This window comes from Planctomycetaceae bacterium, from assembly GCA_041398825.1.
Classification (GTDB): domain Bacteria; phylum Planctomycetota; class Planctomycetia; order Planctomycetales; family Planctomycetaceae; genus F1-80-MAGs062.
The window spans coordinates 63,426-81,455 of the sequence record JAWKTX010000019.1 but is presented as its reverse complement, the minus strand read 5'-3'; the positions used below and the strand labels follow the sequence as shown (position 1 = coordinate 81,455).

Sequence of the window (18,030 nt, the reverse complement as noted above, 5' to 3'; positions counted from 1 at the left end):
ACTCGATTGAGAAAGGATCGCTGGTGGTTCCTGCTCCAAGCACTCGCACGTCCACGATGCCGGTGAGCAGCGATTCGAGCCGCAATTCCAGGGTCTCTGCCGTGTCGGTCGACTTAACAACGACACCCTCGTTGCCGTACCAAAGAATGGCGTCACTGTCGCTCGTTAGCTGCCAGGACTCAAACGCGACAAACTGAACCGCGTTCGCCTCAATCAAACTGGCGGCGGTGAACTTCTCAACCAGTACAGGTTCATCCGCGGTCGCCGGATTTCCATCGTCGCTGAACAGGAAGATGCCGTCTTCATCAGCAAGGCGATAGAATCTTTGAGATGTCCGAAGATCATCACGCTGCAGCAGCGTACCCACAAACTGCTGCACCTGATAACGCTGAGCCAGGATTTTGAATCGAGAGTCCGATGGATTTTGCGTTGCGCTAACCAGGGTGATTTGCCAGGGGTCGGCCAGTGTGCCGGCACCAGTGACTGTGACATCCGCAATGGCGTCCAGGCCTTCGAGTGCCGACTCAACTTCAGCAACCGTCATGCCCGCATGAAGTTCAACGCCGTTCCCGCGTTCCAGGGCATTGTCCACAATCGAATCCGGTATGTATCCGTTGTCGATTGCAGATGTGGCATCGCTGTAACCGTAGTAGACGATTACACGATCCAGACCATCACCCAGCCCAATCTGCTGGGTTTCGTTAGCGGTCCCGGAGACGACGGCCGGTTCGACGATGCTGAACAATATCGGGCTGCCATCGTCATTAAATCGGTAGCTTCCGCCTTCTGCGATATCGTAACGGTAGAAGTACTGACCTTCTCTGAGGTTGTTTGTACTGGCGACAATGCCGCCAGGGTTCTCATCAGTAGCACCGTAGTTGGCCGGGAAGACCTGTTGGTTTCCGTCACTGTCGCGTTCAACCTGCCATGCCGTGGCCTTATTGGAGCCAAGCTGCAGTTCTACCGATTCGATATTGGTGTCGAGCAGATCATTGACAGTGATGGTATCCGCACCGGTTCGGCTGTCGATGCTGAGGTTCTCGACGCCATCGATGACAACAATGCGGCCGTCCACGGAAACAGAGACGTCCGTTGTACTGGTTGTGGTTGCTGTATTGTTCTGCACCACAATGGCATTATCGCCATCCGCTGAATCCGCAATTCGGACCTTCAGCTCATCCCGCGTTCCGGCATCACCCAGAAGGACTGGAGCAGACTGGGCTGTAAACGGTCGATACTCCCAGTTAATTAAGTCGTCACCCGCACCCGCGTAAACCTGAGCTGCGCCGGTTCCGGCTTCAATGGTGTCGTTGCCTTCCTCACCGTAAATCGTATTGTTGCCGGCTCCGCCATCAATCAGATCGAAGCCATGTCCACCGCGGATCGTGTCGTTGCCGGCTCCGCCATCAATCACATCCCCGGGATACTGCCGGACGGAGAAATTGTCGCGGGTGAGCGTTACCAGAGTGCCTTCACCTTCAGCATTCGGAGCCGAAGTGATGGGACGTCCCTCTTTATCGTAGTAGGCGAACGGGCTTCCATCAGCCTGATAGATTTCAGAAACACGCAATTCGGGGTTCGACGACGGGCTGTAAATCGAACCTGTTGTTGTGGAATAGATGGCCAGATTGCGAGTCGTCGATGCCGTACCATCCCCTTCAAACTCGTCACCGCCATCCAGTATGTCGTTTCCGTCGTTTCCGATAATTATATCGAAACCATCGAAGCCGGAACCGTTCTTGACTCCACCGTAGATTTCTTCGGGGCCGTCACCGCCGAACAGTTTATCGTCGCCCGTACCACCGTTGATAATCACACCGCTGTAGTCAGCATGGGATCCTGTGATACTGATTCTGTCGTTTCCAGCGTCACCGGAAAGGACATACGTACCGCCCGTTGCCTTCAGATTCGAAGCGTCCACGAGGATATTATCCGCACCGGCACCACCATTGATCGTGATGCTGGTCAGACCACTGCCACTGGCTGTTTCGACGGCATTGACCACAACCGTGTCGTCGCCGTCGCCGAGATTGAAAGTCAGACTGCTGACTGAGCCTTCCAGCTCTTTCAGGGTGTACATGTCCCGCGCGGAAGTACCGGTGGACGAAATGGAGTCCACTTCGCTGGCCAGATAGACGTCGACCTTTTGCCCATTGCTGACGACAACGACTTTTTCTCCATCGTTGTCGGTTCTGTAGCCAGCCAGCTTGTCTCTTAACGCAACTTCTTCTTCACGTGTTGTGTATTCCGGATCGAAGAAACCATTTTCCAGCAGCGAAGCCAGCGTGAGGTTTTCGTCAATATCCAGTGTCGTGACGTTATAGCGATATCCGGAAGGAGCCGGATAGGCGTTGCGGTTTCCATCCTGATACTGCAGATTCAGAACGCCGTCTGTCAGTTGAGACAGATACGTTGGCGCGTCGTGAATACATTCCCAGTCAAATCGAGCGATGACTTCGTCGACAAACCGCTTACTGGCCTTGAACAGCGTGATCGTGCTGAAGCCCAGGTCGACCCCGATCCACAGGTACGCCTCAAGGAAGACGGACAACTGGCCACTGACATCAAACAGACATTCGATGCCATGCCCCAGGCGATCGATCAGTTCACTGCCGTACAACTTGCCGTCACCGACAGGCAGGTCGTTCAGAATCTGAGTTTCGAAGTCGTTCAGGTCGAAGGTGATTTCGGCTTCAAGACCACCTCGAACTCCGGCTTCGACAAGGCCGCCAATACCCAGAGATACGCTCGCACCAATGGCGGCGTTCAGTGTCAGTTCCGGCTGGTCGCCGGGAGTATTCTCCTGACCGTGGTCATCCAGATAGAAGCCATTGAAGATTCTCCAGCTTTCCGCCGGATCAAATCCAGTCGCTTTCCACTGGCTCAGGCCGCGTGTATCAAATCCAAAGTCAAAGTTGGTGGTCGCTGCGACTCGACCAAACAGGCCGACATTCAGGGGACCAAAAACAGGGAAGCTGCGGCTGTAGTCAAATACCAGGTTCAGATCTGGCAGGTCGTACCAGAACAAATCGACTTCGCCTCGACCCATGATGAAGTCGAGCAGTGACATCGGATCTTCCAGAACCGGAATCTGGAAGTTTTTGCCGCTGGATCGCTTCTTGGCTTTGCTTGCGGCACTCTTCGTGCTTTGTTCTGTATCGAGTCCTTTCTGGTCCGGACCTTTGAGTGCATTTTTCTGCGCTGTCGTCAGGCTGTTGCTTGTGGTCCCTGTGGAGGCAGCATCCGATTCGTTCAGCTCTGCGTCAGGATTCTCAAGCGTGTTCTCGGTCAGGTGGAACGTGCCAAAGTTAATGTCGCCGGCAGCTGAAAGGACACTGACTGTTTCAAGAAACTCGATTGTGCTCTTCACGACCTGCAGCACCTTGGTCATGTTATCCACAACCTTGGCCGGCAATCGCAGGCGAGCAATATCAATGAAGCGAATGGGAGGATTGGCAATTCCGCCCAGCGGTATTTCCATCAACAACAGGTCAACGACCGGCTTCAAAGGCTTAACGACGTCATAAATTGTGTTCAGTGTGTCGCTGAGGAAGCTGCTGAAGAGCGACCCAACATTCACCGTCACATTTTCCAGGATCACATCCGGACTGCCGAAATCGAACGAAGCTTTTCCGTTGGTCGACAGCGTCACCTGACCGAGCAGTTGTGTGTAGTGGATATTGGTGCGCACAGATGGCAAAAGGCTGCCTGCAGTCGTGCCAACGGCTGCAGATAGGTGAGCTTCGGCGAACGCTGATGCATTCATTTGCAGCGAAACGCCCTCGCCGATTTTCCACTTGCCGTCACCATCAGCGTCCTGAATATTGACGCCAAAGTGTCCCCACAGTCCGGTCTTCTGGTCGGCAATCTGAGCGAAATTCATCGCCAGGAAGCCCAGGGTTCCGCTTGCGGTGTCATTGGCTCCGAGTTCAGCCGAAACATCCAGAGCCAGTTCTTCACCCTGAGCATTGATGCCACTGGTGTCGACAAAGAAGCCAATTTGCGGAACCGATGTACGGCTGACGTTTCCAATCCCAAGGCCGATCCCCATCAGGTAATCGATCTTTGTCTGGATTTCGATATCCACATCCAGACTGACACCCGGAATGCCAACGCCGAATTCAACCGGCAGTTTGCCATCCACCAGAGTTCCGCCGAACATCAGATTGAACGTCAGCAGACCATTTTCGGAAAAGGCAAGCTGAATTTCATCCGCACTCAGAGGAACTTTCACCTTCACCTTACCGGTTTCGTCGAACTGCTTCGCACCATGTTCGTCCAGATCCGGAACGACAAACGCGAACAGCGCGCCCACACCGCGATCGATAACAAGTTCGCCGTTTTCCATCCTGACGGCGTTGGTGCTCAGGTTCAGCTGAGTGAATCCATCAAACAGTTCCTGCCGAATTTCGTTCAGAACAGCATCAATGATGCTGTTACTGCCCTGATCCTGAAGCCATTTTCCCAGCCCGTCGGTGTAGACCCCGGCAGATTTCGGTCCAAGCACACTTGTCCGGATGCTGCGAATCTTGTTGGCGAGGCTGTCGAAGGCAGATCCGCCAATGACGGGCAATTCAATGCTGTCAATGCCATTGGCAACTTTATCGATACCGTCGAAGAACCCTTCCATGCCATGCAACACGTTTTCGGCGTTGTCAATGAAGGCGATAATTGCCTGCACCGCGTCAAATTTCATGCTGATATTTGGCAGGGAATAGCTGTAGTCCGTCTGCAGCGTGAATGTTTCATCAACGCTGAAACTGGCTTCTGCGTGCAGAGCATTGTCGGCGACGCCGTTCCCGTCAGAATCCTCCGTGGTACCGCCCAGAGGCATCGACGTCGTTGGGAAGTAGATGGGCAGATCTGCCACTGCCGAACCAGAGAGTTCCGCCTGGAATGCAGACTTCAATGAAAACGGCGAGATTCGTCCGTCCCCGTCTTCGTCAGCAGCCGGGTCCCCAAAGTTGGCGTAGAAGTCCGCTCGAATTTCCGCCGAACCGTCGATGACGTACAAACCGATCGGTGGCAGGTCGATCGAACCAATCGCCGGGATATCAATGCTTAATTTTGCATCGACGTCCGGTGCAGCACCAACAACGCTCGCACTGATGCCGGTGTCGGCATCCACGTAGAACGATGGTTCGAAAACATTGCTGAGATCGAAGCCGAACCCAAGGTGCATCGCCACCGACGCTGACACGCTCACCGGCGCTGTCAGGCTGAGATCCAGAAACTCACCGGGATCAAAGCCCAGCCACTGCTTCAGATTCAGCTGATCAATGTCCAGTTCCAGGTTGTACGTTCTTTCGATGGCCTGGCTGAAGTCGAAGTCAAAATCAAAGGCCCCGTTGTTGTAGGCGAGTGTCACAAAGTCGACTGGAGTGGTGAAATTGAAGAACCTGTTGATCTCAGCGTTCAGCTCAGATTCAAGTTCTTTGATGTTTCTGGCCTTCTCGCGAATCGTGCCGATCGCATCACCAAAGCCCGCAGCAAAACTGACCGCTCCTTCACCCAGGACATCCGCAAGGCTGACACCCAGCATCGGGATGTCGTTGTAGAGCTCTCCGTCGCGGACACGCACCAGTGAAAGATTTCCGGCAGATGTTGAAGAACCGTTATCGAGCTGCACGCCTGTCAGGGCGTCCGCCGTCACCAGATTCAGTGCGACATCATCTGCGGAATAGGTCTGAACGATTCGGTAATGGTCGAGGGTGTAGACCGTCAGTTCAAAGTCGTTGGCATTCACAGGGACTGCGATCCCGTAAACCGAATTACCACCAAATGACCATTCTGAAAGGCGAAGCTTATCGCCATTCATGTCTTCAACGATGATGGCATTCTGGTCACCGTTCGTTTCCACCGGCGTGTACGAGCTGGTCAGTGCCACTGGAGTACCTGCCCGCCAGACCTCTCCAAACACCTTGAAGATGCCTCCGGTGAATTCCCCATCTGAGTCGACACTTCCTCCGACAAACTGACCATGCAGCTGGCGATCCGTTCCGACAAGGTCGTCTGCCGTGTCTTCAAGGGCTGCCAGGATGGTGTCCAGTGACAGGCCGCTGAACTTCAGCAGATCCGACATTCCTGATATCTGAATCGTTGAAGGGATAGCAGCCAGAAATCCGGCAATCGTAGTGCCTGGCTGCAGCATCGCGCTGGTAGCGGTGACATAGCCTGTGCCATCAAGAATACCATCCAGCACGCCCGCCCATTCGATCGGGAGCACAATGGTGTAATGACTGTCTTCGCCCAGCGACGGACTCAGGCTGGTGATCAGGCTGTAGGCGTCGCTGCCCTGCTGAAGCTCCAGCATGTTTAATTTGTAGTCGAGCCCGATACCTGCAGAGATCCCAAGAGAAAGCACGGCGTCATTCGATTCCAGCCCCAGAGGACCAAGATTCACTCCAAAATCCATTGTCTTGATGAGTGAACCATCGGCTGTTTCGTCTGCAATGTCTTCAGTGACAGTAATGATCGTGGTGTCTGTGAATACGTCGTAGGTGGCCGTAGCAACGGTGTAGATATTGTTGTTGCCTGTCGAACCACTCACCGCAATTCGGTCTCCGGCAACATAGTGACCATTGTCCGAATTCACGTGGCCAGGCAGCGTGGTTGCATCGCCGGCGATTGTGAATGTTTTGGCATCGACGTCGACCCCGATAATGTTCTGCTGGATTTCGCCCAGCTCAACTCCCGCGCTGACTTCCGGATCAAGCACATAGAACTGGCCCTGATTGTCGATACCGAATTCGAAGTCCAGGTAGACGCCCGCCGTCAGTTGAATGGGTTGGCTTTGCGTCGTTGAAAGCCCGAAATTGAACGGCAATTCAGCATCGATACCAACGGAACTCAGGTCGATCGACAGGTCGCTCAAATCCAGCACGATCGACTTCGACCAGGTCGCCAGATCGATGGTCACATTGTACTGCTGGATTCCCGGAGTCGCAGAAACATGGATGCCATTGCTCGACAGTGCCTGCAATGCCAGAAGCATGTCGTTGGTATTAGGGTCTGAGTTGGTGCTGAAGTAGCTGTCGATTGCAAGAGCGATCGAATCCACTTTTGTGTTGATCATCGATCCAAACGCATCAACTCCTTCCGTGATACCCAGGATCTGGGCAAGACTGATATCCGTGAACGGAATGGTTGTTGCGTTTTCAAGAGTATCGCTGATCCTGGTTCCCAGGTTTTGAGCCCAGTCACCAAACAGGTCGAGACCCGCTGCAAATGCATCTTCTGATGTGAGTCCGGTCGCTACATTCTCTGTAGCTGGATTCAGCCGAACACCCTTGCGAAGGGTTGAATTCATCAGGTTGCCGGAATCAGCCACGGCCGGATGGTCTATCCCAACGATATGGCCGAGCTCATGCATCAAAACGGTCAGCGCATCGACTCCGTTCGGAGCTGCGGTGCTGAATTCATCATCCGCTGTCGATCCTGTAAACGCGGTATCGACGTACCATCCGCCGCCAGCGGCATTGTCATCCAGTGTGACGTCGTATTTCGATGACGTGGCATTCCACGCCACCGACGCAATCGTTGATCCGAGGTCACCGACGATGACATTAATCTGAGATCCGTCCAGATCCAGAACAGAAGGCAGGATGGCATTCCATCGAGATACTGCTTCCGTCAGCAGACCGGCTACGTCACTTCCGGAAGACAGCGAGGTGCCACTATTGGGGGTGCCTCCGGAGCCCAGTTCGAGATCTCCGCCAAGCAACTTCTTGCTGAACAGATCTTTAATGGCTCCAGCCTGTCGAGCACCAATTCCGTCGACCTCGAAGTTTCCGAATGCCGTGACTCGATTCTCACCCCAGGTAATAACAAGGCCGCCGTGAGCTTCTGTTACGGTGACATCATCGGTCACTTTCGAAAAGTCCAGCTTGTTGTCCCCGTCACCGCCATAAACCAGATTCTTGCCACTATCATCGGAGAAGTAGAAGACATTGTCACCGTCGTCACCTGTCAGTAAGTCATTCCCTTCACCATCCTGGATATTTTCAATATGGCCCAGCGTGATACTGGTGGTGGTGGCTTCGACTTTCAGCAGGCCAGCCCCGTCTGAGCTGCCAGGGTCAGCATCGGTCGACAGCAACTGTGCTGTGACGCCCGTTCCAAACGCGATCGTGAATACACCGGCAGTGTCGGTCGCGGTCACTGTCACACTGACCGTCGCGTCATTGCCGTCGTGCAAACTTGCCAGACTGTCCAGTGCCTGCTGTATTGCTTCGGCAGACGCATCAAACTGAAGTCTCGCTGTCCTGTTTCCGGCGTGCGTGAGTGTGAATAATCCTGCATCGGCATCGATGGTCAGTTTCGGCAGGGTTGCCGGCGTATAGGTGCCGGTTCCATTCACGTCGGTGAACAAATTCGATGCGTCTGTCGACAGTGTTGCATCCACACCATTCAGAAACGCAATCGTGTAGTTGCCGGCAGTTCCTGATACGGTGACATTGCCCGATCCAATGGTTGCCAGACCTTCCAGCGTCGACTGAATAGTCGCTGCATCGTCCGTAATATGAATGGTGGCATCATTCGTCTGATGAGTCAGCACAAAGGTCCCGGCATTGCCGGTCACGACCAGGGCACCGGTGCCCGATGTGTAGCTAACGATCCCGGAAGTGCGAGTCTTCAGATCTGCAACGTTGACAGCAATTGCGGTACTGAGGCTGAAATTCAGGAACTGAATATCAAACGAACCTCCACCCAGGTCCACGACACGGATGTCGCCCGATGAAATACTCGCAAGTCCCTCAAGAGCCGTTTGAATGCCGGTTGCTGTCATTTGACCGGCGGTGATGGTCGCCACATTGGTTTCATGCGTCAGCGTAAAGCTTCCATGATTGCCACCCAATGCAAGCACGCTGTGGCGAGCAAACTGAACTGTGCCCGCGGAAAGTCCCGTGTGTGCGACACCGTTCTTCAAATCCACAAAGGTGTCATTCGATGTCCCCTCGAAACTGACCGTATCACCGTCCTTCTTGTGTTCACCGCCGTCGACAAAGTCATTACCACCGTGGCCGACTGTAAAGACATTGTCTTCGTCATTCCCCTGCAGGTAATCCGACTGCGCGGTTCCGACAGCAGACTTCAATCCGTCCACAGCATTGTTAGTGGGGGCGAAGCTGCCGAGCGCACTGCCGGGAACCAGAAGGTCCAGCCCGACCAGACGGCTTCCAAGTACGCCGGTGGCACTTCCCCAATTGACATTTGCTCCCGCAAATGTTCCAAGAATTGGAAGCGGGGCTTCCGTGCCGGGGATACCAAAACTCAGACCAGCAGTGCCATCGACAACAACACCGTCGTACGTATTGCCATTGATGACGGTGGAACCTGACGGAGTGTAGTCGCTGTAGTCGAACTTGATTTCACCATCCGTACCCGCCGCGACATAACCATCCAGTCGCGCATTGCCGTGAAACTTGAATGTATTCTCTCCACCACTGCCAATGATATTCTCGATGCCGGTTGCAATGATGTAGTTGAGGCCGAAACCATCCACGTCTACGCTGCCACCGACCGCACTGGCAAACTGTTCGATAAACTTCGTCCCGGCATTGTTTCGAGCCAGCACCAGTGTCATGCCAATCGAAAGAGGCATCGGGTGCCCCAGTGCATTCAGCCGGGCCTGCCAGTCCCCAATGTTATCTGTGGACAATGTATAGATATCAAAAGTTACATCGCCGCTGACCGCGCTCATGTCCAGAGTGTCAAAACCAAGGTTCAGATCAACACCGGCGTAGACCGATGGCGGTTCGACAATCGCTGCGGCCCCCCAGAACCCCTCAAACTTGTAGGTGTCGCCGCCGGTCAGGCCTGACATTAGATGAACACCGGGGGCAATTGTCGGTTCACCAAAACTCAACTCTCCGCTCAGCAGAGTATTTGTCAGAGTGTCTGTAACGAATTTTGCAACATCTGCCACGCCCTCGCCGGAGAAGCGACCGTCACCTGTGCGGCCGTCATCAAACAATGTGCTCAACAGATTGCCGCCGACGGAAAAGACATTCTTGCCAAGTGAGAAGCTGGCATCACTGAACAGAGAGCTCTTTGAAATAGCTGGCGCCTTCTGCGCAAGCAACGCTTCGTAGATGGATACATTCGATCCCAGCAGCAGATTGACTCCGGCTCCGTAGTTGATGTTGGACATGTTCTGCACGATGCCGGTGAATCCGGTCGCGCCAGGGGTATTGCCAAACTTTCCGTGCCGGAGATCAGAGAATGGGACCTTCTGTGCCAGCTGCGAAGCATTATCCGTGATCATGCCACTCAGCGATTCGTCACCACCCATATTCCCGGTGAATGTTACGAGCCATGTGTTGGCGTCAGTACCTATAACCTGAGCGTAACCAGCAGAAGGAGTTAAACTGTCATATGAAGCCTGAATCGCAGTCGTTGTATAGGCTGTGGCCTCAGACGTGCCGCCGTCATATGCCAACTGGAAATTGCTGCCCGATTTCAGCGTATCCAGACGCGACAGTTTCTGTACTTCGGAAACGGCCCGGCGACCTTCATGGACTGTAATCACACTGTAGTCTACAGGTGCAGAATGGCGCTGAAGCAGATCACCTGCCTCAATGGATAGTTTTTCAAAGCCGAGTGTTGAATCGGGCGAAACGATTTCCACTTCGAAATGTACTTCTCCGGCCGGAACAGCAGCGGACCCGGTTAACAGCGTCGTCAGCCCGTTCGTTGTTCGATACGCCTTAACGTTCACTGTTGTCAGGTTTTTGAGTCTCTCCAGCTCCGTTTTGATGCGACCAGCTACGGCGAATCCATCGATTGTTCCGATGGCTGTCGCAGTTCCGGACTGGAGGTTTACCGGGAGAGTGAGTTCTCCGTTCATCCTGAACGCAAAGGAACCCGCATCGGCGGCATTCAGGTGGAACTTCTGAACACTATTGTTGCTGGTGCTGCCTTCGGTCAGCGTTGTTACGGCAATCATTCCTCCGGTCGGCTGTGTACTTACTGCCGCCGACGCAATATTTCCTGGCAGCAGATACTCAATGTCCCAGCCACCGGCAGGATTCGCGTTCACCATTGTGGCATTGGTGCCAAGCACCGTGATTGCATTCAACGCCGCCTGAATGTTGGTCGCTGTTGCTTCTGTCGTCGTTCCAATCGCGATGTCTGCTGTTGTCTTTGCAGAGCTGGTTGCGGGATCCGTCACAGTCAGCCGGAATATACCGGTTGCTGGTGTATTCGAAACTGCATCCGTCAGAGTCAGACGCTGGACTTCGTGAACAATGCTTTGGAGTACGACATCGACCGGGCCGACGGGCGTACTGCCGGCCGATGCAGGTTTGACAGCTGTCCGCGCCGTCAGCGTCAGCGGCCGAACTTCTCCCCTGACGAAAACGACATCATTCAGATCGGTTTCAAACGTAACAATTAATCCACTGGCTAAATCACCGGTGACTGATACATCGCCCAGTGTCAGCGCCGAATCAAACGCATTTTCCAGCGTCGTGGCGGGGTTAGCGCTGTTGAGATCCAGCGAAATCTTTCCTGAGAGAGGAGCCTGACCGGGCCGTGCGATCGAGTACCCAACGTCGACAATCCCGGATGTTGCCCCATTGAATGTCAGCTTCTGAACCCGGTTCTTCTTCTGGGCAAACTGTGTCACTGTGACAGTCGCGTCCGCGACGGCAGTGTCGTCCGCGGCGTTGAGAACAGAAATTGCCACGTTCCCGCGAGGGAAGGAGATATTGTAAGTATCAGCCGAATTGCTGGTGACGGCCACCGGCCCCAGTGCCTCGAGCAGATTGCTGGCGACGACGATTTCATCAATGGCCGCTTTCAGACCGGCTACGGTCTGCGGGGTGGATGCCGTTGTGACACGCAGTCCTGAATCGGTTGTCAATTGCAGCCGAACATTCGTTACGCCAGTGACCGCTGTCAAATCAACAGTGACGGCCGAAGCGTTGGGCGTCCCCATGGGAGTGATATTCGCTGCGGTCAGCGCAACGATTTGTTTGACCGGCGTGACGCCCGCAGCAAGGACATCGTTGATTTCCAGTGGTTTGTAGTTGACGCCCGATCGCTGGAATGTTACGTCGTACGCGATGGATTTCGTTCCATCGGTATTTACGATAGCGACAGGAGCCACCTTGACTCCCTGATCTGTGGCTTCACCCAATGCGGTATTCAGTGCCTGTTCAATGCGACTGGCGATTTCCACCGGGGAAACAATTCCATAGGTCAACGTAGCGCCGCCACCCACTTCGTTGTGAAGTGAGATCACGGATGATTCAAACGTCGTGACTCCATCAGCCCGAAAGCCCTCAATCACGAACTTTCCGTACGTCGCTGTTGGAATGACCAGTCTCTGAACTTCTCGACCGTCCTGTGCTTCGGTGACCGTTTGAGAATTCACCGCGCCATCATTGACCAGGTGCGTCAGATTCACGACGGTTGGCTGGCTGGCCAGACTGTCTGACATATCCAGCGTATTGATGGTGTTGATGTTGGGGAAATCGAGCGTCACCGCGCCGGTGAGAGATTCGTAGTCCAGGAACGATGTCAGTGGACGCAACGCTTTCAAGCCAACAATTTTTCCCGCAAAGGTTGCGTCCCCCTGGATTTTGAAAGTGTTTTCGTTCTTGCCGCCAATGATTGTGGTGTTCGAATCGACATTTGTGATGACGACCTTGTCGTAGCTGATCTGGCCCCACAACTCGTTCCACAATTCTGCGACATAGCTGCCTTCGAACAATTCCGGCCATTGATAGGTCTTTTCGATTGTCAGCTGAATCTGACCACTTACGCCTTCCCGCAAAACCGATGTTGCCGCCTGACTCAGCTGTGCGCTGCCTGTCGCTGTGTCCTGGATGGCAGTCAGAAGTGGAACGTCCTGAAATGCACTGTATGTTATTTCGTACTTTCCTGACGTCAGCAGAGATGTCGCGACCTTGACCGTCACTCCGTCCAGTGATGTCCCCGTCAATGCGGAGTTCAAAGCCAGCTGGATGGCCCTCGCAGTCAGGCTGTCCTTGCCCTGAACCGTAATGTCACCGGTTGTCACAGATCCGATCTGTAAACGGAACTTACTGCCGACGGGAGATTCCGTGGCATTCAGGATCAATTGCTGAATTTCCGTTTTGGCCGTGTTTTCAAACACGAACTCCATCGGACGCGTGACGTTGCTGAAATCCAGGGTCAACTGGTGCCCGTTGCTCGTCAACGTACTCGAATCGATCGTCAGTTCGCCGTAGTTGCGAAGTTCGGCGGGAATCAGTGCCTGTTTTGCGACATCCCCGATGGAATTGATGATTTCGTTTCCAAAGTACATCGTGGTGTCAGCATTCGGAGCGATCACCGTTTCGATGGCGCTGGGGCCTCCACCGCTCTGGCCATTCTGCAGGCTTGTTACACTGGCCGAAACATTTCCGGATGACGCCAGCAGATCAGATGTATTCACGGAGATATCTGCGACATCCTTGTCTTTTGGTCCAAGGAATGTGACTTCGAAAGTCTGATCATTCGCGGTGCCCGTGCCTTTCACACTGACCTTAAATTTCGCAAACAGACCTTTGAATCCCTGACTGGTCGCATTAATCGCGTCCCGAATCCGGTCTGCCGTAGTTGCCGGTGTCGTGCTCCATGTTACGGGACCGGTTTCCTGGCTGCCTATCTTCAATGTGAATGATCCACTGGCGACATTCGTCAGATCGATTTGCTGGATGTCTGCTCCGGACTGTCCGTGTTGCAGCACTGTGACGCCCGTCGGGTACGTCAGAGATGCTGTAATCGTTCCGCCGGTCACCGCAGTCGCAGCAGGCCCCGTGAACTCGATCTTGTAGATGCCCATACCAGCAACCGACACTTTGGCAGAAGCACCGGCACCGCCAGAAGAAGCGATCGCCGCCTGGATATTGGCGGCAGTCACCTGAGGATCATTGGTCACGCTGATATTTGAGGCCGTGCGGGCGGTTCCATTATTGAAGCCCAGGCTGATGCTCCCGCCGTTGGCCATCCCAAGGTCAATTTGCCAGATCGCATTCTTTCCGACTGCAGCTTCCTGCAGTGAAACCGGAGTTGGCACTGCAGGCCATGTCAGTCCCGTGGTCCCCAGAACCATCGCCGAAATATCCGTGTTGCCCGGCTTAAGGAATTCGACGTGAAACGTGCTGACTGAGCCTACGATCACCTTAACAGAATCGGCTCCCAGAGCAGCATTCAGGGCAGTCTGAATATTTGCCGCAGTCGCAGCATCATCTGCACCAACAGTAATCGTCCGGTTGAAATTCAGATTGTTCAGAGCATCCGAAAGCGTCAATGTGAACGTTGATCCCGCGCTGGCTCCGGCCAGTGAAACCGCCTGAATCTCGTTAAAGCTGCCAGCCCTGGTAACGGTCAGCAGATCACCGCCCGAAAAACTACCGGTGATGTTTCTGTAGCCAGTGAAGTAGCCTGGCTTGTTTTCAATAGTGACGGTGCCGCTGCCTGCGACCAGTTTTCCATCGCTCAACACAAATGACAGGTCGTTGGTGACCTGCCCGAAGTCGATTGTGTCCTTGCCATCCACATTCGCTTCAACGATGGTGTCGCTTCCCCATCCATTTGTCAGAATGTAAGTGTCATCACCAACGCCGCCCTGCAGGCTGTCGTCGCCGGCGCCACCATTCAGAATATCATTCCCTGGACCGCCCTGAAGGCTGTCATTTCCAGCGGCCCCTTCCAGAAGATCGTCCCCGGCATCTCCATACAGGTTGTCGATGCCACTGCCACCATAAATGGAATCGTTTCCACTTCCGCCTCGAAGAGTATTTGTCCCGTTACCACCACTAATCTGGTCATCCCCAGCCCCGCCATCGACGGTGTCATTTCCTGCATAGGTCACCAGAATATCACTGCCACTGGTTCCGTTGATGACTGCATCCGAATCACGCGTATAAATAATATCTCTCTTACTGCCTCCTGTAGCGACCGTTCCATAAAGCACAACCATATCCGTATTGGAAGGCCCGCCAACGATCTGTTCCAGCCTGTCGAAGCCACCCGTGCCGAACGGTGCTCGGCCAGCCTGATTGGTTGTCACGCTTCCGGTGACCGGATTGCCGACGCCATCGCGCAATCCACTTGTATTGAGCGAAATTACCGGATGGTTGGCTGCAATTCCAAAACGAACTCGCCACGAATTCGAAGTCGCATTCAGCACTTCAAACAGGTTTGGACCGGCGAGTTTGTCCAGTGCAAGCTGAATATTATTCCTCGTCTCCAGAGTTGTGCTGCCCAGCGTGATGGGTTCCGTAACGATGGAGCCGATTCCCAGGCGGAATGTTCCTGTTGCTGCGTTCCCGATTGAAAATGTCTGCAGCTCCTGATTCGAAGCAGGAGCTGTCGATAGCATGAGACCAGTTGCGACGCCAGCAACGGTGTCAATAACAACCGGAGCAGTACCGCTGTAATCGGAATAGTCAAAGAAGTTTCGACCCGTGGCGCTTGATGTAATTCCCCCCTGGAGGGCTGTATCACTATTGATATGCCAGGTGTTGTCCCCTTTGCCTCCAATAACGCTTGCTATGTTCTTCGCTTTAACTATATATGTAAACTCTCTGGGTCCGCCCGTTACTGTATGGGTTACCCTTGCAGTGACGGTGATAACACCATTAGATTCTATGACATAATCAAGGTCATGCGTGACCTTGCTGAAGTCCAGTGTACCAAGAGTGTCGCCCGAAGCAGAGTCATCGATATTAAAGATGGATGTTGTCAGAGTCGTGCTCTGGAATCCCCAGGCATCGTTGAAACGATAAGTATTGTCTGCATTTGGCCCAACAATGGCTTCTATGTATTTAGCATTGACGAGCCTGTTGGCTGAGTTTGTGTTTGAAACAACCTGCACTCCGCTGAGCCCTGAGGATAAATCACTTCGATAAAGATCAACGGTGATTCCGGATGCGATGGCGGAGAAATCGAGTTTGTCGCCGGTACCCCCGGTGACCAGTTCGGTGACCGTATCGTCTCCCCAGAGTCCTTTGAACTCATAGCTGTCATTGCCTGGGCCTCCGATGAGCGTCTGATTGCCTGCACCGGCGACAATAAAGTCATCGCCTTCGCCTGCATCGGCAGTCAGGTTAGCAATGGAGCCTGCATCAATTACCTGGTCGCCCTTGCCCGCCTGCACTTTATTCAGATTTGCAGTGGTAAATCCGTCTGCTCTTGTACCCGTCGGAAGCGGGATTGTTGCGATGTTCTTCGCATCAATCTTATCGAGGTTTGATGTGTTCAGGCTGTCCGGGAAGGACAAATTCAGCTTTCCATTGTATCCGGATTTTTTCTTCAGCGTGGCCAGTTGTGCCCCGTCCAGAATGGCAATATCCATGACATCCCCGACAGAGCCAACACGTCCAATTAACAGTGTGTCGATTCCGGCCGTTCTGCAAATGATTTCAGCCGAACCACCACGGGTGATCTCGCCGTGAACATTTGTGGCACTTTTGCCGATGGCCACCTGCACATTGGAAAGGGTCGACAGGTCCAGGGTACCGATGCCGACTCGGTTCAGAGTGAATATGAGGCGCTGGGTGGCATTATTGCCGGCCAGAATATTGGGAACTCCGCCGCGTCCCTGCGCAAGGACATACGTGACCGTACTGGTTACGCTGTTTTCACTGCGGCTGATAACGATGTTTACCTTTGCCGCTCCTGAGGCTTTCGACAGGGTAATCGTGAGATTTCCCGTGACGCCGGTCAGGTTGAGTGTGTCAACAACCGTCGGGTTAGTTGTGGCATCGATCGTCTGTCCGTTGAAATCTCCATTTGCAGCAATGAGCTGACTGCCGGTAATTGTGGAGAGCACGCCGTGGAAGGCCGGCGGCGCGTTGTCGAACAGTGGCGGTGTCTCTACGGATCCCGTGGTTGCCTCAAGGTCCCAGTCGCCGCCCTGCTGTGAGTCCCCGGTCAGGTCAATCGAAGCGCTGACGTCAGCGCCCGTCGTTGCCGAGAAGGCATGTAGAAATTCGATCCCGGGGAGGCCTTCTCCAATCTCACATCCATACAGAAGGATGTCCGCATTTTCTGTCAGGGATTGCCCCCATCCGGCCATCGTATCGCTCATGGCTTCAAGAGCGGCGGAGTCCAGCGTGGTGGTGCCTAACCGAATCGCTCCACTGCTTCCATGCGAGAAGAGATGCAGCGCATCGATATCGGTGCGATGACTCAGAATACGGCTGATCTGATCGACGCCGTCAAGATCCGGGTCAAGAACAACGATCTCCATTTGCGCATTGTTCATCGCAATGGTACCGATGGCATCGACGATGGCTTCGTACCCGTCGATCCCTCCGTCAACGACCGCCAGCATGTGCTGAAGATTTTCCTGACCTGCAACTTCGAGCGAAACATCGGCAGATTGTGAGTGTTGCTGCAGTCCTTCTTCAGATTGCAGGGTGAGATCACCAGCGTCTGGAGCTGCACCGGCTTCACCGATTCTGGTGAGCTCATCCAGAGGATCACCGGACAATAGAGTTCGGTTTTCCAGCATTTCACTCTGTAGAGCGGCACGTTGCAGGCTTTGAGCGGCACCTGACTTTCGCCGTGTCGGCTGGTTCCTGCGGTTCAGAGTGGCTTTGGTGAGTGAGCGAATCCATTGACTGAGAGACATGTTGGGCCCGTCCGAGAGGTATCCGTACTGTGCGAATCAAGAATGTGATCGTGCTGTGCAGAAGTGGCTGATTGAGACAGATGCAGCAGCTGGAGTGGTTATGACGAACAGCGTCCGACCTCTCCGTCCGCGCAGTTTCTGGCAGCACGTATCCAACTAGTTCGGAAAATCTGACCGTCCTACCGGAACGACAAGCTTGACAACGATTGGAAATGTGCACCGGCAAACGAGACCTCAACGACTGTCTCGCATTGCGCGAATGTGCGGACTGCAGCACCTGGGAACATTCACTCGCGCGTACACACCCGGTCGGCGAATGGCCGTTTAATTTGCATCGGTGGCTGGATTTCGTTCAATTGGCTGACTATGCGTCACGCATTTTTCGAGGCACATCCTCTGGTGTGCTTCAGAAGCAGGCG

General features: G+C 54.0%; 1 protein-coding gene. It reads right to left on the bottom strand.

Translation table 11 applies throughout. The annotated features are described in order from the left end of the window. On the bottom strand, positions 1–17,611 hold a 17,611-nt coding region (locus tag R3C20_24260), incomplete at its 3' end, for a DUF4347 domain-containing protein (protein MEZ6043624.1). Between the last annotated feature and the right edge of the window lie 419 nt (positions 17,612–18,030).